The sequence below is a fragment of the Pseudomonas sp. BRG-100 genome, assembly GCF_000737955.1.
Lineage (GTDB): Bacteria > Pseudomonadota > Gammaproteobacteria > Pseudomonadales > Pseudomonadaceae > Aquipseudomonas > Aquipseudomonas synxantha_A.
The window spans coordinates 1,513,183-1,533,524 of record NZ_JPRX01000001.1 but is presented as its reverse complement, the minus strand read 5'-3'; the positions used below and the strand labels follow the sequence as shown (position 1 = coordinate 1,533,524).

Annotated in this window: 23 protein-coding genes; 13 read left to right on the top strand and 10 right to left on the bottom strand. The window is 61.1% G+C overall.

The window, feature by feature from the left end; genetic code table 11:
* The first annotated feature begins 69 nt into the window (after positions 1-69).
* Positions 70-1,002, top strand: a complete 933-nt coding sequence (locus tag JH25_RS20605) for a D-2-hydroxyacid dehydrogenase (RefSeq protein WP_032877241.1) — start codon at positions 70-72, stop codon at positions 1,000-1,002.
* 70 nt (positions 1,003-1,072) lie between these two features.
* Here the strand turns inward: JH25_RS20605 and JH25_RS20610 are convergent, their stop codons facing one another.
* Positions 1,073-1,666, bottom strand: a complete 594-nt coding sequence (locus JH25_RS20610) for a nitroreductase family protein (RefSeq protein WP_032877240.1) — start codon at positions 1,664-1,666, stop codon at positions 1,073-1,075.
* A 154-nt stretch (positions 1,667-1,820) separates the two neighbouring features.
* Here JH25_RS20610 and JH25_RS20615 point away from each other — a divergent pair, with 154 nt between their 5' ends.
* On the top strand, positions 1,821-2,270 hold the full coding sequence (locus tag JH25_RS20615; protein ID WP_003172524.1) for a YcgN family cysteine cluster protein: 450 nt from the start codon (positions 1,821-1,823) through the stop codon (positions 2,268-2,270).
* Between the two features lie 14 nt (positions 2,271-2,284).
* On the top strand, positions 2,285-3,505 hold the full coding sequence (locus tag JH25_RS20620; RefSeq protein ID WP_032877239.1) for a hypothetical protein: 1,221 nt from the start codon (positions 2,285-2,287) through the stop codon (positions 3,503-3,505).
* An 82-nt stretch (positions 3,506-3,587) separates the two neighbouring features.
* On the opposite strand, the gene JH25_RS20625 is transcribed toward JH25_RS20620, so the two are convergent.
* The 3 genes from JH25_RS20625 to JH25_RS20635 form a co-directional block, all read right to left on the bottom strand.
* On the bottom strand, positions 3,588-3,938 hold the full coding sequence (locus tag JH25_RS20625; protein WP_032877238.1) for a YgaP family membrane protein: 351 nt from the start codon (positions 3,936-3,938) through the stop codon (positions 3,588-3,590).
* A gap of 67 nt (positions 3,939-4,005) precedes the next feature.
* Entirely contained in the window at positions 4,006-4,473 is a 468-nt protein-coding gene (locus tag JH25_RS20630) for an RNA methyltransferase (protein WP_003189607.1), read from the bottom strand.
* 161 nt (positions 4,474-4,634) lie between these two features.
* Complete coding sequence (locus JH25_RS20635; protein WP_005786102.1) at positions 4,635-5,009, bottom strand: YajD family HNH nuclease; 375 nt, start codon at positions 5,007-5,009, stop codon at positions 4,635-4,637.
* 107 nt (positions 5,010-5,116) lie between these two features.
* Here JH25_RS20635 and JH25_RS20640 point away from each other — a divergent pair, with 107 nt between their 5' ends.
* The gene (locus tag JH25_RS20640; RefSeq protein ID WP_032877237.1) at positions 5,117-6,037 is read left to right on the top strand and encodes a ParB/Srx family N-terminal domain-containing protein; all 921 of its coding nucleotides are present in this window, start codon (positions 5,117-5,119) and stop codon (positions 6,035-6,037) included.
* 117 nt (positions 6,038-6,154) lie between these two features.
* Here JH25_RS20640 and JH25_RS20645 read toward each other — a convergent pair whose 3' ends face one another.
* Positions 6,155-6,841, bottom strand: coding sequence for a spermidine synthase (locus JH25_RS20645; protein ID WP_032877236.1), 687 nt, complete (start codon positions 6,839-6,841; stop codon positions 6,155-6,157).
* 78 nt (positions 6,842-6,919) lie between these two features.
* Between JH25_RS20645 and JH25_RS20650 the strand changes: the two genes are divergently transcribed.
* Positions 6,920-7,198 carry a hypothetical protein gene (locus tag JH25_RS20650; RefSeq protein ID WP_005786107.1) on the top strand — a complete coding sequence of 93 codons (279 nt, stop codon included), beginning with the start codon at positions 6,920-6,922 and terminating at the stop codon, positions 7,196-7,198.
* A 48-nt stretch (positions 7,199-7,246) separates the two neighbouring features.
* Here JH25_RS20650 and JH25_RS20655 read toward each other — a convergent pair whose 3' ends face one another.
* Positions 7,247-9,289: a S9 family peptidase gene (locus tag JH25_RS20655; RefSeq protein ID WP_032877235.1), complete on the bottom strand. Its 2,043-nt coding sequence runs from the start codon at positions 9,287-9,289 to the stop codon at positions 7,247-7,249.
* Between the two features lie 24 nt (positions 9,290-9,313).
* Between JH25_RS20655 and JH25_RS20660 the strand changes: the two genes are divergently transcribed.
* The 3 genes from JH25_RS20660 to JH25_RS20670 are packed head-to-tail and all read left to right on the top strand — an operon-like array spanning position 9,314 to position 11,203.
* Positions 9,314-9,841, top strand: coding sequence for an MFS transporter (locus tag JH25_RS20660; protein ID WP_032877234.1), 528 nt, complete (start codon positions 9,314-9,316; stop codon positions 9,839-9,841).
* Between the two features lie 32 nt (positions 9,842-9,873).
* Positions 9,874-10,650 (top strand): class II glutamine amidotransferase, encoded by a 777-nt coding sequence (locus JH25_RS20665; RefSeq protein WP_032877233.1) that lies wholly within the window; start codon positions 9,874-9,876, stop codon positions 10,648-10,650.
* Positions 10,651-10,660: 10 nt separating this feature from the next.
* Positions 10,661-11,203, top strand: coding sequence for a DUF2937 family protein (locus JH25_RS20670; RefSeq protein ID WP_005786113.1), 543 nt, complete (start codon positions 10,661-10,663; stop codon positions 11,201-11,203).
* Between the two features lie 113 nt (positions 11,204-11,316).
* On the opposite strand, the gene JH25_RS20675 is transcribed toward JH25_RS20670, so the two are convergent.
* Positions 11,317-12,237 carry a LysR family transcriptional regulator gene (locus JH25_RS20675; RefSeq protein WP_005786115.1) on the bottom strand — a complete coding sequence of 307 codons (921 nt, stop codon included), beginning with the start codon at positions 12,235-12,237 and terminating at the stop codon, positions 11,317-11,319.
* 175 nt (positions 12,238-12,412) lie between these two features.
* On the opposite strand from JH25_RS20675, the gene JH25_RS20680 reads away from it, so the two are divergent.
* From JH25_RS20680 to JH25_RS20690, 3 genes are read left to right on the top strand one after another with little or no spacing between them, the layout of a single operon-like run.
* A complete protein-coding gene (locus tag JH25_RS20680) occupies positions 12,413-13,153 on the top strand; it encodes a 5-oxoprolinase subunit PxpA (protein ID WP_032877232.1) in 741 nt (246 codons plus the stop codon).
* A complete protein-coding gene (pxpB, locus tag JH25_RS20685; protein ID WP_032877231.1) occupies positions 13,150-13,854 on the top strand; it encodes a 5-oxoprolinase subunit PxpB in 705 nt (234 codons plus the stop codon). Before JH25_RS20680 ends, pxpB begins: the two co-directional genes overlap by 4 nt.
* Positions 13,851-14,765: a biotin-dependent carboxyltransferase family protein gene (locus tag JH25_RS20690; RefSeq protein ID WP_032877230.1), complete on the top strand. Its 915-nt coding sequence runs from the start codon at positions 13,851-13,853 to the stop codon at positions 14,763-14,765. The genes pxpB and JH25_RS20690 overlap by 4 nt, the downstream gene beginning before the upstream one ends.
* Positions 14,766-14,872: 107 nt before the next feature.
* Here the strand turns inward: JH25_RS20690 and JH25_RS20695 are convergent, their stop codons facing one another.
* From JH25_RS20695 to JH25_RS20705, 3 genes are all read right to left on the bottom strand, one after another.
* The gene (locus JH25_RS20695) at positions 14,873-16,051 is read right to left on the bottom strand and encodes a vWA domain-containing protein (protein WP_003189625.1); all 1,179 of its coding nucleotides are present in this window, start codon (positions 16,049-16,051) and stop codon (positions 14,873-14,875) included.
* The gene (locus tag JH25_RS20700) at positions 16,051-16,896 is read right to left on the bottom strand and encodes an AAA family ATPase (protein ID WP_003210690.1); all 846 of its coding nucleotides are present in this window, start codon (positions 16,894-16,896) and stop codon (positions 16,051-16,053) included. The genes JH25_RS20695 and JH25_RS20700 overlap by 1 nt, the downstream gene beginning before the upstream one ends.
* A 99-nt stretch (positions 16,897-16,995) precedes the next feature.
* Entirely contained in the window at positions 16,996-18,072 is a 1,077-nt protein-coding gene (locus JH25_RS20705) for a DUF748 domain-containing protein (RefSeq protein ID WP_032877229.1), read from the bottom strand.
* A gap of 125 nt (positions 18,073-18,197) precedes the next feature.
* On the opposite strand from JH25_RS20705, the gene cysK reads away from it, so the two are divergent.
* Together cysK and JH25_RS20715 are read left to right on the top strand one after the other, a co-directional pair.
* The gene (gene cysK / locus JH25_RS20710; protein WP_032877228.1) at positions 18,198-19,172 is read left to right on the top strand and encodes a cysteine synthase A; all 975 of its coding nucleotides are present in this window, start codon (positions 18,198-18,200) and stop codon (positions 19,170-19,172) included.
* A 153-nt stretch (positions 19,173-19,325) separates the two neighbouring features.
* Entirely contained in the window at positions 19,326-20,264 is a 939-nt protein-coding gene (locus JH25_RS20715) for an aspartyl/asparaginyl beta-hydroxylase domain-containing protein (RefSeq protein ID WP_032877227.1), read from the top strand.
* The last annotated feature ends 78 nt before the right edge of the window (positions 20,265-20,342 follow it).

The window sequence follows — 20,342 nt, the reverse complement described above, 5'->3', positions numbered from 1 at the left end:
ATCGTATTAGACGACGGTGGCCGTAAGGATGCGGGCGGCCGTCTGCATTGTTTTTGAAAGGTTTGAACCATGCGTGTTCTGATTGCTGAACAGGATCACCCGCTCTACGCCCAACTGCTCAAGGAGGCCGCCCCGGACCTTGACGTGCTGACCAGCGGTGACTCGGCCGAACTCTCGCGCCTGGCCGCCGATTGCCCGGTGTGGCTGGGCCAGCCCGATCTGCTGGCGACGCTGCTGCGCCAGGGCCATCAACCGCAGTGGTTGCAATCGACCTGGGCCGGTATCACGCCGCTGCTGGCCGATGGCTTGCCCCGCGACTATCGCCTCACCCGTGCAGTCGGCATCTTTGGCCAGGTCATGGCCGAGTTTGTCCTCACCTATATGCTGGGCCATGAGCGCGAAGTGCTGGCGCGCCTGGTCAGCCAGGTCGAGCGCAAGTGGGACAACCGCATGGGCCAGAGCCTGGCGGGGCGCAAGGCGCTGATTGTCGGCACGGGTGATATTGGCAAAAGCGTGGCTGATTTCCTGGTGCCCTTTGGCGTCAAGCTGTACGGCATCGCCAGTACGGCGCGGGAACAGGCACCCTTCATTGAAGTGGCCGGGCTCGATCAGTTGGGCCGCTTGGTGGGCGAGGTCGATTACGTGATCAACCTGCTGCCCAATACCCCGGACACCCATGACGTGTACAACGCGGCGTTGTTCAAGCAATTCAAGTCGACGGCGCTGTTTATCAACGTCGGGCGCGGCGTGGCGGTGGTGGATGCCGACCTGGTCGAGGCCCTGAAAGAAGGGCATCTGGCCGGCGCGGTGATCGACGTGTGCCGTCAGGAGCCGTTGTCGCAACGCCACCCGTTCTGGACTGCGTGGGGTTTGCTGTTGACTGGGCACAGCTCGGCACCGACCTCGCCGTCGATGATGGTGGCGTTGTTTGTGCAAAACGTGCGCGCCTACCAGGCCAAGCGAGCGCTGCGCGGCGAAGTGGACTTCGACCGGGGCTACTGATCCTTGGCCATGCATCAATCTAAAATGTGGGAGGGGGCTTGCTCCCTCCCACATTGGAGTTGCACTAGGCTTACAGGCTGAAGTCGCCCTCAGACACCAGTTCAGTCAACGGCTTGCGTGGGCTCGGCGCTTCACGGCCTTGCAGGTATTCCGGCAGGTTCGACTTGTCACCCAGCTTACCCACCGCTACGGCCGCGTGCAGCGCATAGCCTTGGGGAATCTTCAGCTCTTTGCGGGTCAGCTCCTGATCGAAACCGGCCATGCCGTGGGTGTGCCAGCCGCTGAGGCTGGCTTGCAGCGCCAGGTGGCCCCAGGCCGAGCCGGTGTCGAAGGTGTGCCACAGCGCCGGGGTTTCTTCTGTAGCGCCGGGGGCGATGAAGTCGGTTTTCGACGCGATGATGACCAGGGCCGACGCATGCTGCGCCCAATTGCGGTTGAACTCATTCAGCAGGCCCAGGAAACGCTCCCAGTCCGGCGTGTCCCGGCGGGCGTAGAGAAACCGCCACGGCTGCGAGTTGTACGCCGAGGGTGCCCAGCGTGCGGCTTCGAAGAAACTCAGCAACGTCTCTTGCGGGATGCTTTCGCCAGTAAAGGCGCGGGGCGACCAGCGTTCGGTGAATTGGGTATGGATCGGGTAATCGGCAACGCGTGGGTTATCGCTCATGGACAGATCCTGATGAAAAAAGCCGGGGTTCAAAACTACTGCGCCAACCCAGGCCTGACAAGTCTTGCAACACCGTCAGTCGTAAGCGCTTGGCCGTAACGGGCTTGGGCACTAGACTGGCGGCCTTTTCACCTTCTGATACTGATGTAGAGCCATGGCCGCCAAAGTCGAACCTTTCTGGATACGCAAAACCCTTGAGCACCTCGACCAGGAGGAGTGGGAGTCGTTGTGCGACGGCTGTGGCCTGTGCTGTCTGCAAAAGCTTGAGGATGAAGACGACAACAGCGTCTATTACACGCGTATCGCCTGCAAACTGCTCGACCTGAAAACCTGCCAGTGCACCGATTACCCCAATCGCCGCGCTTCGGTGCCGGACTGTATCCAGCTCACGCCCGGCCAGGCCGACCAGTTCAAATGGCTGCCGCCAACCTGCGGCTATCGTCTGGTCAGCGAGCGCAAGGATTTGCCGCTCTGGCACCACCTGGTCTGCGGCGACCGCGACGCCGTGCACCATGAACGCATTTCCCAGTCCGGGCGCATGCTCAGCGAAGGCAGCGTGCCAGAGGACGACTGGGAGGATTACCTGATCTTCCGTGCAGGCTGAACAAAGGAGTGTGTATGAAGGTGGCAGCCAAGTTGGCAGCGGCCCTGGTATTGCTGGCCCTGAGCGGGCCGGGCTGGTGCGCTAAGAAGGTTGACCTGGATTATCACGTCAAGCTGCTGCCCCAGAGCGAGCAGGCCGAGGTGCGCGTCAGCCTGTCCCAAGGCTCGGCGGTGCGCAGCCTGGACTTTGACCTGGGCCGCAGTGGTGATTACAGCGACTTCAAGGCCGACGGCCATTGGCAAGTCACGGGCAGCCGTGGTGTGTGGCAGCCCAGCGCCGACAAGGCCAGCCTGACCTACCGCGTGCGTCTGACCCACGCGCGCAAGCCGGGCACCTTTGACACACGGGCCACGCCCAATTGGGCATTATTGCGCGGTGAAGACCTGGTGCCGGCTGCGCGCCTGGACCAACAAGATGGCATTGAATTGGTCTCGCGCCTGATGTTCGAACTGCCCGCGGGCTGGAAGAGCGTCGAAACTGCCTGGCCGCGCATTGGCAAAAGCAAATTCCGCATCGACAACGTGTCCCGCCTGTTCGATCGCCCCACCGGCTGGATGCTCGCCGGTAACCTCGGCAGCCGTCGCCTGCGCCTGGGTGAAACCGAGGTCACCGTGGCCTCGCCAAAGGGGCAGGGCATGCGCCGTATGGACGTGCTGACGCTGCTGACGTTCGTCTGGCCGCAGGTGGACGCTGCGTTCCCACGCCATCCCGCCAAATTATTGATCGTCGGCGCGAGTGACCCGATGCGCCGCGGAGCCTGGGCGTCGCACGATTCGATCTACCTTAACAGCCGTACGCCACTGGTCAGCGAAAATGGCAGCAGCCCGTTGCTGCGCGAGGTGGTGCAGGCCATCGGGCGCTTCAACGACCACGACAGCAGTGACTGGATCAGCGAGGGCCTGGGGGAGTATTACGCGATTGAACTGGTGCGACGTGCCGGGGGCCTCACCGATGAGCGTTATGCGGCGATCCAGGCGCGCCTGGCCAAAGAAAGCAAGGCGGTCACCACGCTGAGGGGCGAGCAAATCGGCAGCGCTGGTGTAGCGCGGGCAGTACTGGTGTTGCAGGACCTGGACCGCGAGATCCGCGTGAAAACCCACAACAAGCGCTCCCTGGATGATCTGGCGCAGGCGGTGATGCGGGTGAACAGCATCAACACCAAAGAGTTCGTTCAGTTGGCTGAAAGCGTAATCGGCGAATCGTCGGTGGTACTGGATAGCAAGCTGCTGCGCTGATCCCAAGCCCTGTGCAATTCAAAATGTGGGAGGGGGCAAGCCCCCTCCCACATTTGAATCTCCAGCATGTCCAAGACTTAGGTCAGGCTTTGGGTTTTACAGCCTTCTCAGCCGCCACTTCCGCCTTGGTCTTCAAATTCTTCAATTCTTCCCCGGCCCGCTCGATCTTCGTGCGCACGCTGTTCATTTCCTGGCGACCCTGCTCCAGCTTGTCTTTGAGCGAACTGTGCCCGGTAAAGCCACGGGCCAGTGCCACGCCGCCAATCGCCACCTGGATCAGCCCGAAAATCCCGCCGCGGCGCAGGCCTTTGCCGACCATCATCACGCCGCCCGCCACTGAGCCGATGCGCTCCCAGCCATGCACGTTCTGGGTAGGCTGAGGCTTCAACGGTGTGGCTTCGATGATAGGTTGCAAAATTTTGCTGTCGCTCATGATCTGTCTCCAACAAGGGCTAGTGTTACTAGCTGACTGCGCGCAGGTGCCGGATGTTCCCGCAGAATCAGTACTTGGGGCCCGAACGGGTATTGTTGCCCTTGGCCAGGCGGTCGTAGAGCACCACATTGACGGTGGCCGCCAGGTTCATGCAACCCGTGGTGGGGATGTACACCACATCTTCGCACCAGTCGCGGATCTCCTTGTCCAGGGAGCCGTCCTCGGGGCCGAAGATATACAGCGCGCGGTCGGGGTGGGTGTATTCAGGCAGCGGGCGGGCACCTTCCACCAGTTCCACGGCAACCGGGATGCAGCCCAGGGGCAGGATCTTCTTCAGGTCGTCGATGCCGATCAGCGGAATGTCGTGGTGGACCTTCTTGGTGTCGGTGATGAAATCCCGGGCGCGCTCGTAGCGCACGCCGGTGTAGAACACCGAGGCCACGCCGTAGCAACCGGCGGCACGCATCACCGAGCCGACGTTTTCGGGGGATTTTGGGTTATACAGACCGATGCAGCTGTAGCGTTTATTGCCCACGGGGAAGGGTGCCTTGGAGAAAAACGGCGATTATACGGCCTGGGGGTATGCAGTGCTTGGGCGATCGTCATCGCGGGCAAGCCCGGCTCCCACAGGGGAATGCATTCCAAATGTGGGAGCTGGCTTGCCTGCGATGAGGCCAGTACAGACAAGGACGATCTTCAGTCGTCTTTCTTCATCAACCCCGCCAGCGCCGCAAACGGATTGTGCGTCGCCTTGGCAATGCTCGGGCTGCTGGTGGAGCCTTCGCCGAAATACTGCTGGTCGGTGTAGCGCGAGTGTTCGTTGTCGTGGCAGTACAGGCACAGCAATTCCCAGTTGGAGCCGTCCTGGGGATTGTCATCATGATTATGGTTGCGGTGGTGTACGGTCAGTTCACTCAAACGCTTGCCGGCGAATTCACGGGCGCAGCGGCCGCACACGTGGGGGTACATCTTCAAGGCTTTGTCGCGGTAGCCCATTTCGCGGTCGCGCTGGGCATCGGCGAGGATGCGGTCCAGCTTGGCGGTGTGGGAGGGCGGGTTGGTCGAGCTCATCATGGCTCCTGGCTATTTGGTGGGTCACGGATAAGGTTGATTCTAGCCGCTTACGCTGAAAATCACCCCTAGGGATTGCTTCACTGACTGATAAGGATTTGAAATTTATGCGTCTGTATTCATGGACTATCGGGCTTGTGCTCTGTGTGGTTACCGCTCAGGCCCAGGCGTTCTCTACGCCGCAGCCCGGGCAGGTGATCGAGGTGGCCCTGGAGCAATTGCACCCCACCCAGGCCGTGGTGGGTTTCGACCAGATCTACTACAGCCTCGGGCTGTTCGCCGACAAGCCGGCCAAGGCTTTCGATGAATACTGCGAAACCAACGGCCAGGGCGAGGCTGACCAGGTGCCGAAAAACGCCGAGCTGCTAAGGCCCGACAGCTTTACCTGCAAGCACCCGGTCGGCACCTACCCGCAGGATATGAAAACCGTGGTGGTGGGCCCCGGCGGCCAGCTTTACCTGACCGATGGTCATCACAGTTTCACTACCTTGTGGGAAACACCCGGCGCTGGCCCGCGCTTGAAAATGTGGGTCAAGGTCACCGACGACTTCAGTTCCAGCCCCAACCTCGCCACGTTCTGGCAGCGGATGGAAGCGGCCCGCAAGGTCTGGCTCAAGGACAATCGGGGCCAGGCGTTGCCAGCGGAGCAACTGCCGGCGCACCTGGGCTTCAAGAACCTGCAGGACGACACGTTCCGCAGCCTGGTGTATTTCACCCGCAAGGCCGCGTACGGCAAGCCAAACGAGGGTGCGATTGCGCCGGAATTTCTCGAGTTCTACTGGGGCAACTGGCTGCGCACGCAGATTGATCTGGGCCAGTACAACCTGAACAAGAAGGGCGGCTACAAGGGTGCCATCGAGGCTGTCGCCAAGCGCATGGTCAGCCTGGCGCCGGGGGCAATGGTCGGCGACAGCGGTTTCACTGCCGGGCAGTTGGGTGGTATGACCCAGCTGGATCAAAAGGAGTTGGAAAAGACCTTCGACAAGAAAGTGCCGTACGTGATCGATTACCGCAAATCCAGAGACTGAAGCAGTACCAAATGTGGGAGGGGGCTTGCTCCCGATAGCAGTGTGTCTGTTAAGGATAGGCAAGCTGACACACCACTATCGGGAGCAAGCCCCCTCCCACATTTGACCGATGGTGATTCAGCCCTTGAGCTTTTCTGCAATCCAGATGGTATGCCGCGTGCCTTTATTGCCATGGGCGAACACCTGAACCTCTTCAGCCTTGAAGCCGGCCTTGCGCAGTTTGTCGCTGAACAGCTTATCGGCACTGGCCGACCACACGGCGAGCACGCCCTTGGGCCGCAGGGCTTTGGCGCAGGCGGCCAGGCCACCGGCGGAATACAGCCAGCTGTTGGCCTTTTGCGTAAGCCCCTCGGGACCGTTGTCGACGTCAAGCATGATCGCGTCGAAGCCCTGGGGCTCGGCCTGTAGCACCTTGGCCACATCTTCCAGACGAATCACCGTGCGCGGGTCCTGCAAGGGGCACCCGGATTTTTCTCCCAGTGGCCCACGGTTCCATTCCACGACGCCCGGCACCAGTTCGGCCACCACCACTTCGGCAGTCTTGCCCAAATGCTTGAGTGCTGCGGCCAAGGTAAAGCCCATGCCCAAGCCGCCGATCAGCACGCGTGAGTTCGGGCGACCGGCGACCTTGCGGCAGGGAATCTCCGCCAGGGCGTCTTCGGAACCGTGCATGCGCGTGTTCATCAACTGGCCGCCGTCACCGCCCTGGATCTTGATGACGAAGTCCTCGCCGTACTCGAACAGGCACAAGGCGCCGCCGTTGTCGGGGATCGGAGTAGTGTCCAGCAGAACGAAACGTTTCATGGAAATCTCATTGGGAAGGGCATTCTTGCGCAGTTGGGAGTAGCCTTAAGGCATTCCGGTCAGGCCATGGAGCCATCGATGAAGTGCAGCATTCTAACGGTCATTGTATTGAGCGCGCTCATATCCGCTGCGGCGCAGGCTCAGGAGTTGCAAACCGTACCGGTCGCGCCCGCACCAACCCCAGGCGCGCCGGGCACGCCGACCCCGACGTTGTACCCTCAAGTCAGCCCGCCCGCCACGCCCAAGACGAACGGTACGCCACCGTTGGTGCCCATCGTGTTGCCCACGCCGCCCAAGGACCAGACTGTCCCCGGCTTGCAGCAGAACGACAGCAAGCCGAAGACGCCCGGCGGTTAAAACAGTCAAGGCGGTCCCGCGTTCAGACAGGACCGCTCCATCAAGTGCTTAGATCAGCCCGAGCGCCTTGAACACAAACGCATATTCGAGCGCTACGTCACGCAATCCCTGGTAGCGCCCGCTCATGCCGCCATGGCCGGCGCCCAGCTCGGTCTTGAGCAGTAACAGGTTGTCTGAAGTGGCGGTATCGCGCAGCTTGGCCACCCACTTGGCGGCCTCCCAATACTGCACGCGGCTGTCGTTGTAGCCGGCAATCACCAGCATGGCCGGGTACGCCTGGGCGCTGACGTTTTCGTATGGCGCGTAAGCCTTGATGCGCGCATACACTTCGGGTTCCTCGGGGTTGCCCCATTCGTCGTACTCGGTGATGGTCAGCGGTAGCTCCGGATCGAGCATGGTGTTGAGCACATCGACAAACGGCACTTCGGCAATCGCCGCCTGGAACAGTTCCGGGCGCTGGTTGAGCACCGCGCCAATCAACAGGCCGCCGGCACTGCCGCCACTGATCGCCAGTTGCCTGGAAGTGGTCAGCCCCTCGGTGATCAGGTGTTCGGCGCAGGCGATAAAATCGCTGAAGGTATTCTGTTTGTGTTCCTGCTTGCCGTTGCGGTACCAGGCTTCACCCAGCTCACCGCCGCCGCGCACATGGGCGATGGCAAACGCGACCCCTCGGTCCAGCAAGCTCAGGCGTGCGTGGGAGAACCATGGGTCCAGGCTTGAGCCGTAGGCACCGTAGCCGTACAGATACAGCGGGGTGGGTTTACCCAGTTGATCACGCTTGACCACCAGGCTGATGGGCACTTGGGTGCCGTCGGCAGAGGTGGCCCACAGGCGCTGGCTGACGTAGTCGTCGGCGTTGAATGTGCCGAGTACCGGGGTTTCCTTGAGCACCACCTGCGCGCCGCTTGCCAGCTCTAGCTGACGCACCTGGGCGGGACGGTTCAGGGCCTCATAGCGTAGGCGGATTTTGTCGCTTGGAAATTCCAGGCTGTTTTGTACGTAGAGGCTGTAGGCGGCGTCGGGTAATTCCACGCGATAAGCCGGTACACCCTCGGGGTGCACCTCGATGACCGGCAGGCCGCCGATGCGCAGGCTCAATGTCATGGCACTGGCGTTCAGGCTCACGCCGTCGAGCATGACTTCGTCGCTGTGAGGGATCAGGTTCTGCCAGTCGGCCTCGGTAGGCGGCGTACCGGTATCGGCGGCGAGGTAGAGCGCGTAGTTGATGCCGTCGCGGTTGCTGCGAATAAACCAGGCCCACTCGCCGTTACGCTTGCCGTGGTCGACATCGTATTCATGGTCCTCGACCCGCGGCGCCAGGCAGGTGAAGGCCAGGTGCGGCTGATCGGCATCCAGTGCCCAGATCTCACTGGTGGTCTTGCTGCCCAGAGCCAGCAGCAGTTGGCGCTCGGAGCTGGAACGGTAGCAATGCAGGAAGAAACGGCCATCGGGCTCGTGGAACACTTCCTGCGCCGCCGTACCGTCCAGACGGTAGCGATACAGCTTGTGCGGGCGATGGGTGTCGTCGAGTTCGCCGAAGAACAGCGTCAAGCTGTCATTGGCCCAGGTCATGCTGCCGTCGCAGTTGTCGAACGCCAGTTCGCTGACCTTGTCGGTGGCCAATTCCTTCACGTACAGGGTGTAGATCTCTTCACCGCTGGTGTCGAGGCTGTAGGCCAGGCGCTGATGGTCGGGGCTGATGCTGAACGCGCCGAGGGAGAAAAAGCCGCCATTGGCCAAGACGTTCGGGTCCAGCAGCAGTTCTTCGCTGCTCTCGTCCACCTGGTTGCTGTCATCGGCCGGGCGGCGGCAGCGATAGTGGCGTGCGTATTCGTCACCGGCGGTGGTGCGGGTGTAGTACAGGTACGGGCCCCAGGGGGAGGGCAGGGACAGATCGGTTTCGAGGATGCGGCCCTTGATCTCTTCGAACAGCGTTTCGCGCAAAGCCTGCTGGTCGGCGAGTTGGGCTTCCTGCCAGGCGTTTTCCGCCTTGAGGTAATCGAGCACTTCAGGGGTGTCGCGCTCCTGCAGCCAGGCGTAGGGGTCTGCGCCTGGGGCCTTGCGGGCAATCGGAGCGGTGGAAATAGGCATGGATAATTCCCTATCTGGCGGACGGTGGCCGGCATTGCAGCCGCGACACGCAAAAGCCGTTATCATAGCCGCCTCTTTGCCAGCCTTGCCATGGACACCATGACCGAGAACGACTATCTGACCGCTTGGGGCCTCTACGCCTTCGCCGCTTTGGGCTGCCTGTTAGTGTGGTGGCGCATGACCCGCTGGGTCTGGCGCTGGCTGCGCGAGCCGCTGCAATTGCTGATGGCGGTGCTGTTACTGAGCCCGACCATCGTCGACCCGGTCAAGACCCAGTTTGCGCCGGCCGTGGCCATTACCGCCCTGGACCTGGTGCTCAAGGTCGGCAACAACGCCTGGCGGGCGATCTCCGATCTGTTCATGTACACGATGATCGTGTTTGCCCTGTACATCGTGTTTGTGCTGATCCGCTGGCCCATCGAACGCGCGGCCAGCGCTCGCCGTGAGCGCAAGGCTGCTGCAGATGCCGCCTTGGCCGCCGAGCCGGAAGACGACGAACCGTTCCGTCGCCCGGCGCCTGCTGGTGGTATGCGGGTCGAGCCGCGCCTTTAAACGTAGACTGCCCCTGCAGCGAGAGCCCTGGCATGTGTGAATTATTGGGCATGAGTGCCAACGTCCCCACCGATATCGTGTTCAGCTTTACCGGGCTGATGCAGCGCGGTGGGCGTACCGGCCCGCACCGCGACGGTTGGGGCATCGCCTTCTATGAAGGCCGTGGCCTGCGCCTGTTCCAGGACCCGGCCGCGAGCAGTGAGTCTGAAGTGGCGCTGTTGGTGCAGCGCTATCCGATCAAGAGCGAAGTGGTGATCGGCCATATCCGCCAGGCCAATGTGGGCAAGGTCAGCCTGGCCAATACCCATCCGTTCGTGCGTGAGCTGTGGGGCCGCAACTGGTGTTTTGCCCATAACGGCCAGTTGGCCGACTTCCACCCGCGCGCCACGTTTTACCGCCCGGTCGGCGATACCGACAGCGAAGCGGCCTTCTGTGACCTGCTCAACCGCGTGCGCGAAGCCTTCCCTGAGCCTGTGGACATCGAGCAAGTGCTGCCGGACCTGATCGCCGCCTGCGCCGAATACCGCAGCAAGGGCGTGTTCAACTGCTTGCTCAGCGACGGCGACTGGCTGTTTTGCTACTGCTCGACCAAACTGGCGCAGATTACCCGGCGCGCGCCGTTTGGCCCCGCACGCTTGAAAGATGTCGACGTGATCGTCGATTTTCAGGCCGAAACGACGCCCAATGACGTGGTAACCGTCATCGCCACCGAGCCTTTGACCGACAACGAAAACTGGACCCGCTATGAACCGGGCCAATGGAGCCTGTGGCGACGCGGTGAATGCGTCAGCCAGGGCGTTACCGAATAAGGAATCGACCATGTTGCTCAGCTATCTGCGGTTGGTGCTGTTTGCCATTGGCTTGTTGGTCGGCGTGCAAGTGCCGGGGTTTATCAACGATTACGCCAAGCGCGTCGAAGCCCACCTGATCGAGGCGCAGACTGGCTTGCGCGGCTTTGAGTCGACCGCGCAGCAGTTCTTCAACGGGGACATGCAAGCGCTGGTGGCGCATTACCGCGCCAGCGATGACCCGGTTTTCCAGAGCGACGCCAGCAGCCTGGGCGCGATGCTTGATCGCCAGCTTGAGTTGGACAAGCAATTCCAGGCCATGCAAGGCCCGTGGTACATCCGCGCCCTGCAAGTGGCCGTAGCCGCCGACCCGGATATCCGCCTGGAAACCTGGAATGGCTACAGCTACCAGATTCTGCTGACGCCCGAAGCCATGGGCTGGGGCTTGGGCGGGGCGATGCTGTTGTCGTTCGGCATCGAGTGCCTGTATCGCCTGATCGACTGGGTAGTGCTGGGTGGCCGGCGCTTGCGCCAGAGCCGGCCGATCGAAGAGCGGGACTTGAAGGGCCTATAAGTCAGGGCCGACTCGGTCCAATGTGGGAGCTGGCTTGCCTGCGATAGCGGTGGTCCAGTCACAGATGTGCGCGTTGGCCCACCGCTATCGCAGGCAAGCCAGCTCCCACAGTTTTAATCGGGTTTATGCAGTTGCATGCGTTCTGCACCGACTTCCTCGGCATAGCGCGCCACCACCTTCTGGCACAACCCCACAATCTCCTCCACCAACTCCACCCCCACACGCCATGACACCACCACCTGCAAGTTCGGCAGGCGCTGTGCCATCGGCAGCATCACTAATTCCCCCCGCGCCAGCTCTTCACTGACCAGCACCGGCGGCAGGGCACCGATGCCGAAGCCGTCACGCAATAATCGCGTAATCGCCGACACCGAGTTCACACAGTTCATTCTGGGCGCGGCCACGCCGTTGGCCTGCATCAGACTCAGCACGTCCTGATGCGGGTGGGAGTTTTTCGAGTAGGTGATGATGCGCTCCTGAGCCAGTTCGGCGAGGGAGGCGTAGTCACGGTTGTAAATCGAGTGGCTGGCGACGATCCAGGCCATGGGATGGCTGGCCAGTTCCAGGCTGCGCACGGTTTCCAGGCGCAGCAGGTCAGTTTGCAGGATCAGGTCGAGAAAACCTTTTTGCAACTGATCGCTGAGGTTCAGCGCGGTATCGGCGACCAGCTCGATTTCCACCAGCGGGAACAGCTTCATCAGTTCTGCCACCAGCGGGCTGAGCCAGGTGTGGATCACCGTGTCCATCGCGCCGATCCGAATGCGTCCGACCTTGCTGCTGGTGGTCTCCAGGGACTGTTTCAAACCCTGCATGGTCACCATCATCTGCTCGGCATAATCGAGCACCTTCAAGCCTTCCGGGGTCAGGCTCACGCCCCGGGAGTCACGCAGGAACAGCTTCACCCCCAGCTCGCTTTCGAGCACGGCGATGCGGCTGGAAATAGAGGCCTGGGTGGTGAACAGCTTCTCGGCAGTCAGGCGAAAGCTCTTGAGCTTGGCCACCCAGACGAAGGTTTCGAGGAACTTCAAATTCATGGGATCAACTTTTTCTTATGCATGGATCGGTTTTTATTAGTTGGACGTCGCACCGGGCAAGCGCCAAAAATCGAGCCGTTCCACGATAAGCGTCGTTGGGGTGCCAGGACAAGTTGCGAGTTCTGTGTAATAAATCCCACACTACAAAAAAACAAAACCTACAGGAGCGACCACCGTGAGCCGCCTGCTACTGAACTGCGACATTGGCGAAAGCTTTGGCAACTGGACCATGGGTCTGGACGCCGAAGTCATGCCGTTCATTGATTGCGCCAACGTGGCCTGCGGTTTCCATGCTGGCGACCCGAGCATCATGCGCAAGACCGTCAGCCTGGCGTTCAAGCATGGCGTGCAAGTGGGCGCTCACCCGGCCTATCAAGACCTGCAAGGCTTTGGCCGACGGTCAATGAACTACACACCGCAGGAAATCCAGGATCTGTTGCATTACCAGATCGGTGCGCTGGACGGCATCTGCCGGGTCCAGGGCGGACGCGTCAGCTACGTGAAACCCCACGGTGCGATGTACAACGACATGATGGCCAACCCCGCGCAGTTGCGTGCGGTGATCCAGGCCGTGGCCGCCTACGGCGACCTGCCGCTGATGCTGCTGGCTACCCGTGACAACAGCGCCGCCCAAGCTGTGGGTGACGAATACGGTGTGACCCTGTGGTTCGAAGCCTTTGCCGATCGCGCCTACGACAGCAAGGGCCATCTGGTTTCCCGCCAGTTGCCCGGCGCGGTGCACCACGACAGCGACACTATCGTGCAGCAGGCCCTGACCATTTCCCGTGGCGCGGCATTGGTCGCCAGCGACGGCAGCCCGTTGGCCTTGCAGGCCGATACCTTGTGCGTGCATGGCGACAACGCCAGCTCGGTGGCCGCGGTGCAGCGTATCCGCCAAGCGTTGCATACAGCATGAAGCCACGCATTGAAGTGGTGGCCATCGACTGCCTGATGGTGCGTCTGTTTGAGGTGATTGCCGAGGCCAACATGCCGTGGATGCTCGCTGCCACGCAGCGTTTGCGCGCAGAGTTCGGCACGGCGCTGGTGGATCTGGTGCCGTCCTACACCACCTTGATGGTGCATTACGACCTCAGGGAGCTGACCCCGACACAGGCTCGGGAGCTGATCGACCTTGCGCTCACGGACCTGCAACCCCAGGCCCAGGGCAGCGGCCAGTGCCACGTGCTGCCGGTGTGGTACGACCTGAGCGTCGGCCCGGAGTTGACCCTGTTGTCCCAGCGCAGCGGGCTGACGGTAGAGGACGTGATCCGCCGCCACAGCGCCCATGAATACCAGGTGTTCGCCCTTGGTTTCGCGCCGGGTTTTGCCTTTATGGGCCTGGTGGATGAAAGCCTCGCCACACCGCGCCTCAACACGCCGCGCAAACGCGTGGCCGCTGGCAGCGTCGGCATTGCCGAACGGCAAACTGCTGCGTACCCGGTGGTGTCCCCGGGCGGCTGGAACCTGATCGGCCGCACCCCGGCCAATCTCTTCGACCGTGAGCGCGACGGCTACAGCCTGATGCAGCCCGGCGACACGGTGCGCTTCGCCCCGGTCAGCCACACCGAATTCGTCAACCTGGGTGGCGATGACACGCCGTTGGAGGCGCTGGCATGAGCCGCTTGATGATCGAGGCCAGCACGCCGCTGTGCCTGTTGCAGGACGCCGGGCGTTTTGGCGTGCGCCACCTGGGTGTAACCCAGGGCGGCGCACTGGACTGGGTGTCGATGTCCTGGGCTAACTGGCTCTTGGGCAATGCCCTGGATGCGCCGGTGGTGGAGATCACCCTGGGTGGTTTCACCGTGCAGGCCGAGGATTATTGCCTGCTGGCACTGGCCGGTGCAGACCTGGGCGCCTATATCGATGAGCGCGCCATTAGCCCCGGTCGCAGTTTTATCCTGCAAAAGGGCCAGCGACTGCGCTTTACCCAGCCGTTCAATGGGGCACGCGCTTATCTGGCGGCGCCCGGTGGGTTCGATGCTCCGTCTGTACTTGGCAGTTGTGCCACGGTGGTACGTGAGGAACTGGGCGGAGTGGACGGTTTCGGCAAGGCATTGGCTGAAGGCGGGCGGTTGGCTTATTCCGGTACGGGCGGTGCAATGAAGGTGCTGGCCAAGCCGGAGTTGCAATCCGGTGCCTCACTGGACGTGATTATCGGCGCGCAGATCGGCCAGTTCAGCGGGCAGAGTTTATTCGACGCCTTCAACACCGAATGGGCGCTGGACAGCCGCGCCGACCGCATGGGTATGCGCTTGCTCGGCACGCCGTTGCAGTACCAGGGGCCGTCGTTGATTTCCGAAGGGATTCCGTTGGGCGCGATCCAGGTGCCCCCGGATGGGCAGCCGATTGTGTTGCTCAATGACCGGCAGACGATCGGCGGTTATCCGCGGTTGGGCGCGTTGACGCCTCTATCCTTGGCGCGGCTGGCGCAGTGTTTGCCGGGGGAGAAGGTGCGGTTGGCACCGGTGGTGCAGGAGGCGGCGCATCGGCAGCACACCAAGTTTTTGCAGCGGTTTGCCGATCGCTAAAAGCATCGCAGGCAAGCCAGCTCCCACAGAGGAATGCATTCCAACCTTGAAATGCAGTCAACATGTGGGAGCTGGCTTGCCTGCGATGAGGCCGGTCAAAACACCGCCTATTTCGAGAGAAAACGCATACCTTCTTCCAGCCCGCGCAGCGTCAGCGGGTACATCTGGTCCTCCACCAACTCCCGCACAATCCCCGTCGAGGCCGTATAGCCCCAGGTATCTTTCGGGTAGGGGTTAATCCATATCAGCTTCTTGTACTTGGCCATGAAGCGCTGCATCCACACATACCCCGGCTCCTCGTTCCAGTGCTCGACGCTGCCGCCGGCCTGGGTGATTTCATAGGGCGCCATGGCTGCATCGCCAATAAAGATCACTTTGTAGTCGGCGCCGTACTTGTGCAGCAGGTCCTGGGTGGAGGTGCGCTCCGAGGTGCGGCGCTGGTTGTTCTTCCATACCGACTCGTACACGAAGTTATGGAAGTAGAAGTACTCCAGGTGCTTGAACTCGGTCTTGCACGCCGAGAACAACTCTTCGCAGATCTTCACGTGGGCGTCCATCGAGCCGCCGATGTCGAATAGCAGCAACAGCTTGATGGTGTTGCGGCGTTCGGGGCGCATCTGGATATTCAGCAAGCCGGCATCGCGTGCGGTGTGGTCGATGGTGCCGTCGATATCCAGCTCTTCGGCCGCACCCTGACGTGCAAACTTGCGCAGGCGGCGCAGGGCGATCTTGATGTTGCGCGTGCCCAGTTCCACCTGATCGTCGAGGTTCTTGTACTCGCGCTGATCCCAGACTTTCACCGCCTTGCCCTGGCGCTTGCCGGCGTCACCGACGCGAATGCCTTCGGGGTTGTAGCCACCGGAACCGAACGGGCTGGTGCCGCCAGTGCCGATCCATTTGTTGCCGCCGGCATGGCGTTCTTTCTGTTCTTCCAGGCGTTTCTTGAATTCCTCGATCAGCTTGTCGAGGCCGCCGAGGGACTGGATCTGCGCGCGTTCTTCATCGCTCAGCGAACGTTCGAATTCCTTGCGCAGCCACTCTTCGGGTATCAGCGCCTGCAAATGGTCATCGAGTTTTTCCAGGCCATTGAAATAGGCACCGAAGGCACGGTCGAACTTGTCGAAATGCCGCTCGTCCTTGACCAGTATCGCTCGGGCCAAGTAGTAGAACTCGTCCATGTCAGCGAAGGTCACGCGCTGTTTCAGCGCGTTGATCAGGTCCAGCAGCTCGCGCACCGACACCGGCACCTTGGCCGCACGCATTTCATTGAACAGGTTGAGCAGCATCAGCGATTACCGCGGCGGCTCATGAACGCCAGCCGTTCCAGCAATTGCACATCCTGCTCGTTTTTCACCAAAGCGCCGGCCAGCGGTGGGATGGCCTTGGTCGGGTCGCGCTCGCGCAGCACCGCTTCGCCAATATTGTCGGCCATCAGCAGCTTGAGCCAGTCGACCAGTTCGGACGTGGAAGGCTTCTTCTTCAGGCCCGGAACCTTGCGCACATCGAAGAACACGTCCAGCGCTTCGCTGACCAGGTCTTTCTTGATGTCCGGGTAGTGCACATCCACGATTTTTTGCAGGGTGGTGCGGTCGGGGAAGGCGATGTAGTGGAAGAAGCAGCGGCGCAGGAATGCATCCGGCAGCTCTTTTTCGTTGTTGGAGGTAATGATGATGATCGGGCGCTTCTTGGCCTTGATGGTCTCGTCGATTTCGTAGACGTAGAACTCCATTTTGTCGAGTTCCTGCAACAGGTCGTTGGGGAACTCGATGTCGGCCTTGTCGATTTCGTCGATCAGCAGGATCACCCGCTCCTCGGACTCGAAGGCTTCCCAGAGCTTGCCCTTTTTCAGGTAATTGCGCACGTCGTGAACCTTGTCCACGCCCAGTTGCGAATCGCGCAGGCGGCTCACTGCGTCGTACTCGTAGAGGCCCTGATGCGCCTTGGTGGTGGACTTGATGTGCCAGGTGATCAACTTGGCGCCGAAGGACTCGGCCAGTTGCTCGGCAAGCATGGTCTTGCCAGTGCCCGGTTCGCCCTTGACCAGCAATGGCCGCTCCAGGGTGATGGCGGCGTTGACGGCCAGTTTCAGGTCATCGGTAGCCACATAGGCCTGGGTGCCTTCGAACTTCATCGGTCATTCCTCGGATTCATCAATGCCCCGACTATACCCCGCAGGCCCGGCGACTGTGAACGCAGACGGGGCATTCAGTCTCTGAATGGCGGGTCAGGCTCAATCCGCCGATGGCTTGGGTTGTTCATACCGGGCATTGAACGCCTGGATAAACCCATTGCGCAGAATTGCGATCACCGCAGAAAACGCACTGACATTCTGCTGGTGCACGCTACCGCTGAGCTCCACACGGGTGGCGAACTGGTTTTTGCGCTGGTTTTTCAGCACCGTCTCGCTGGCTCCGACCACGGCCTCCCAGATTGAGCGGAAGATATTCTTGTCCTTGTTTTCAACATCTTGTTGCCAGTCAAACACCTCTACGTCACGCAGCAGCGGCTTGATGTAGCCGGTGAGTCGGCCATTTTCAGCCTGGGCTTCGATCACCACGTCGCCCGTGCCGGCCTTGAAGTCGAACTTGCCATAGGCCGATGCAAAGTCGTTCATGCGCTTGAGTTGCAGGTCGCGGGCGCGGAAGCGGAACTCGAATTCTTCGAAATCGCTCAGCGGATCAAAGGTGGCATTGGCCTCCAGCGGCGCCTGGCCTTGCAGCAGTGCCTTGCCTTCGAAGCGGGCGTCGCGCTTGCCTTTGACATCCACCACATTGGTCAGGTTGTAGAAGCTGGCGTTGACCCCAGTGGCGTTGATATTGACCCGGGGCTTGGAGCTGAAGTTATGGAAGGCAATCTCGCCGTCTTCGATGCGCACTTCATTGAGGGTGATCGGCAGCAACTTGCGCAGTTGTTCCTGCCAGTCGGTGCCTTTACCCGTCTGGGACGCCTGCTTGTTGGCACCGCCATCGACGAAGTTGATCTGCGGATGCACAAAATGCCCCTCGGCCACGACGGCGTGGTCGTACCAGAGTGAATGCCAGCTCACGGCGAACTCGATCAGCGGCGCCTTCACGAACGGCACCGGGACCTTGCCGTCCACCTTGACGATTTGCAAGCCGTTGATCCGGTAGGCGCCGCGCCACAGGGCCAGATCCACATCGGCGATTTCGCCGCGGTAATCGCCCATGTTGGCGAGTTTCTCGTTCAGGTAATTGCGCACCAGGTAGGGCAGCGCGATATTCAAGGCAATCAGGACCAGCACCAGAGCGGCGATTGTCCCTAACGGCCAACTGTAACGACGTTTCATGGGGCAGTTCTCCTTGCTTGTAGGAGATTGACTGTTCTGATGAACGCAACGTTCCCCCGTCTGGACGCCCTGGAGAACCAGGCATACCCTTGGGACCTTCTTCAAAGTCGCCAACAGGATCCCTCATGAGCCGTATCTTTGCAGACAACGCGCATTCCATCGGTAACACGCCCCTGGTTCAGATCAACCGCATCGCACCGCGTGGCGTGACGATTCTGGCCAAGATCGAAGGGCGTAACCCGAGTTATTCAGTGAAGTGCCGCATTGGCGCAAGCATGATCTGGGATGCCGAAAGCAGCGGCAAGCTCAAGCCAGGCATGACCATTGTCGAGCCGACTTCCGGCAATACCGGTATCGGCCTGGCGTTTGTCGCGGCGGCCCGTGGCTATAAATTGCTGCTGACCATGCCGGCGTCCATGAGCCTTGAGCGCCGCAAAGTGCTCAAGGCCCTGGGCGCCGAGCTGGTGCTGACCGAGCCGGCCAAGGGCATGAAGGGCGCCATCGAAAAGGCCGGTGAAATCCTCGCCGGCGACCCGACCACCTACTTTATGCCGGCCCAGTTCGAAAACCCGGCCAACCCTGCGATCCACGAGAAAACCACCGGCCCGGAAATCTGGAACGACACCGACGGCGCCGTGGATGTGCTGGTGGCGGGCGTGGGGACCGGCGGCACCATCACCGGGGTGTCACGCTATATCAAGAACACTGCGGGCAAGCCGATCCTGTCGGTGGCCGTGGAACCCATGGTTTCCCCGGTGATCACCCAGGCCTTGGCGGGGGAAGAAATCAAGCCCAGCCCCCACAAGATCCAGGGTATCGGCGCCGGGTTTGTGCCAAAAAACCTCGATCTGTCGATGGTCGACCGCGTGGAGTTGGCGACCGACGAAGAGTCCAAGGCCATGGCCCTGCGCCTGATGCAGGAAGAGGGTATCTTGTGCGGTATCTCCTGCGGTGCCGCCATGGCTGTGGCAGTACGCCTGGCCGAGAAGCCGGAAATGCAAGGCAAGACCATCGTGGTGATTTTGCCGGACTCCGGCGAGCGCTACCTGTCGAGCATGTTGTTCAGCGATGTGTTTACCGACCAGGAAAACCAGGCCTGATCTTCAAAGCGGTCCCACAAGGTTGATGTAAGTCATCCGGTCGGCGTGGGCCTTCTGCATAATGGCTCAAGTGTTTATCATGGCCGGCTGTTACGTCTGGTTTCCCGTTGACGCAAGTTTGCCGGCCAGGCGCTTATTTCCAGGAGTTGCTGCATGACCTTTTCTTTGGCCGCCAAACTGTCGGTGTTGCTGCTGTTTATCGGCAGCACGCTGTATGTGCACCTGCGTGGCAAGGCCCGTTTGCCGATGCTGCGCCAGTTCGTCAACCATTCGGCGCTGTTCGCCCCGTATAACGCCTTGATGTACCTGTTTTCCGCGGTGCCGTCCAAGCCGTACCTGGACCGCAGCAAGTTCCCGGAACTGGACGTGCTCAAGGACAACTGGGAAGTGATCCGCGAAGAGGCCATGCACCTGTTCGACGAGGGCTACATCCGCGCCGCCGAAAAGAACAACGACGCCGGTTTCGGTTCGTTCTTCAAGAAAGGCTGGAAGCGCTTCTACCTCAAGTGGTACGACAAACCCCTGCCATCGGCCGAGGCCCTGTGCCCCAAAACCGTGGCCCTGGTCAGCAGCATCCCCAACGTCAAGGGCGCCATGTTCGCGCTGTTGCCAGGCGGCAGCCACCTCAACCCGCACCGTGACCCCTTCGCCGGTTCGTTGCGTTATCACCTGGGGCTGTCCACGCCGAACTCTGACGACTGCCGCATCTTCGTCGACGGCCAGGTCTACGCCTGGCGCGACGGTGAAGACGTGATGTTCGACGAAACCTACGTGCACTGGGTGAAGAACGAAACCGAGCAGACCCGCGTGATCCTGTTCTGCGACATCGAACGGCCGTTGAGCAACCGTGTGATGACCCGCGTCAACCGCTGGGTCAGCAAGCAGCTGGGCCGTGCTACTGCGCCGCAGAACCTCGACGACGAACGCGTGGGCGGCATCAACCAGGCCTATGCCTGGAGCAAGACCTTCAGCGACAAGTTCAGTGGCCAGGTCAAGCAGTGGAAGCGCAAGCATCCCAAGGCGTACCGCATTGCGCGGCCGGTGCTGGCGGTGGTGGTGTTGGTGCTGTTGTGGAAGTGGTTGTTCGGCTGATTGTGATTTCTTGACTTGAAATGCAGCCAAATGTGGGAGGGGGCTTGCTCCCGATAGCGGTGGATCAGGTATAGATAT

Coding starts and splice junctions, on each gene's coding strand:
- JH25_RS20605 (WP_032877241.1), top strand. CDS start 70: ATGCGTGTTCTGATTGCTGAACAGGATCACCCGCTCTACGCCCAACTG.
- JH25_RS20610 (WP_032877240.1), bottom strand. CDS start 1,666: ATGAGCGATAACCCACGCGTTGCCGATTACCCGATCCATACCCAATTC.
- JH25_RS20615 (WP_003172524.1), top strand. CDS start 1,821: ATGGCCGCCAAAGTCGAACCTTTCTGGATACGCAAAACCCTTGAGCAC.
- JH25_RS20620 (WP_032877239.1), top strand. CDS start 2,285: ATGAAGGTGGCAGCCAAGTTGGCAGCGGCCCTGGTATTGCTGGCCCTG.
- JH25_RS20625 (WP_032877238.1), bottom strand. CDS start 3,938: ATGAGCGACAGCAAAATTTTGCAACCTATCATCGAAGCCACACCGTTG.
- JH25_RS20635 (WP_005786102.1), bottom strand. CDS start 5,009: ATGAGCTCGACCAACCCGCCCTCCCACACCGCCAAGCTGGACCGCATC.
- JH25_RS20640 (WP_032877237.1), top strand. CDS start 5,117: ATGCGTCTGTATTCATGGACTATCGGGCTTGTGCTCTGTGTGGTTACC.
- JH25_RS20645 (WP_032877236.1), bottom strand. CDS start 6,841: ATGAAACGTTTCGTTCTGCTGGACACTACTCCGATCCCCGACAACGGC.
- JH25_RS20650 (WP_005786107.1), top strand. CDS start 6,920: ATGAAGTGCAGCATTCTAACGGTCATTGTATTGAGCGCGCTCATATCC.
- JH25_RS20655 (WP_032877235.1), bottom strand. CDS start 9,289: ATGCCTATTTCCACCGCTCCGATTGCCCGCAAGGCCCCAGGCGCAGAC.
- JH25_RS20665 (WP_032877233.1), top strand. CDS start 9,874: ATGTGTGAATTATTGGGCATGAGTGCCAACGTCCCCACCGATATCGTG.
- JH25_RS20670 (WP_005786113.1), top strand. CDS start 10,661: ATGTTGCTCAGCTATCTGCGGTTGGTGCTGTTTGCCATTGGCTTGTTG.
- JH25_RS20675 (WP_005786115.1), bottom strand. CDS start 12,237: ATGAATTTGAAGTTCCTCGAAACCTTCGTCTGGGTGGCCAAGCTCAAG.
- pxpB (WP_032877231.1), top strand. CDS start 13,150: ATGAAGCCACGCATTGAAGTGGTGGCCATCGACTGCCTGATGGTGCGT.
- JH25_RS20690 (WP_032877230.1), top strand. CDS start 13,851: ATGAGCCGCTTGATGATCGAGGCCAGCACGCCGCTGTGCCTGTTGCAG.
- JH25_RS20695 (WP_003189625.1), bottom strand. CDS start 16,051: ATGCTGCTCAACCTGTTCAATGAAATGCGTGCGGCCAAGGTGCCGGTG.
- JH25_RS20700 (WP_003210690.1), bottom strand. CDS start 16,896: ATGAAGTTCGAAGGCACCCAGGCCTATGTGGCTACCGATGACCTGAAA.
- JH25_RS20705 (WP_032877229.1), bottom strand. CDS start 18,072: ATGAAACGTCGTTACAGTTGGCCGTTAGGGACAATCGCCGCTCTGGTG.
- cysK (WP_032877228.1), top strand. CDS start 18,198: ATGAGCCGTATCTTTGCAGACAACGCGCATTCCATCGGTAACACGCCC.
- JH25_RS20715 (WP_032877227.1), top strand. CDS start 19,326: ATGACCTTTTCTTTGGCCGCCAAACTGTCGGTGTTGCTGCTGTTTATC.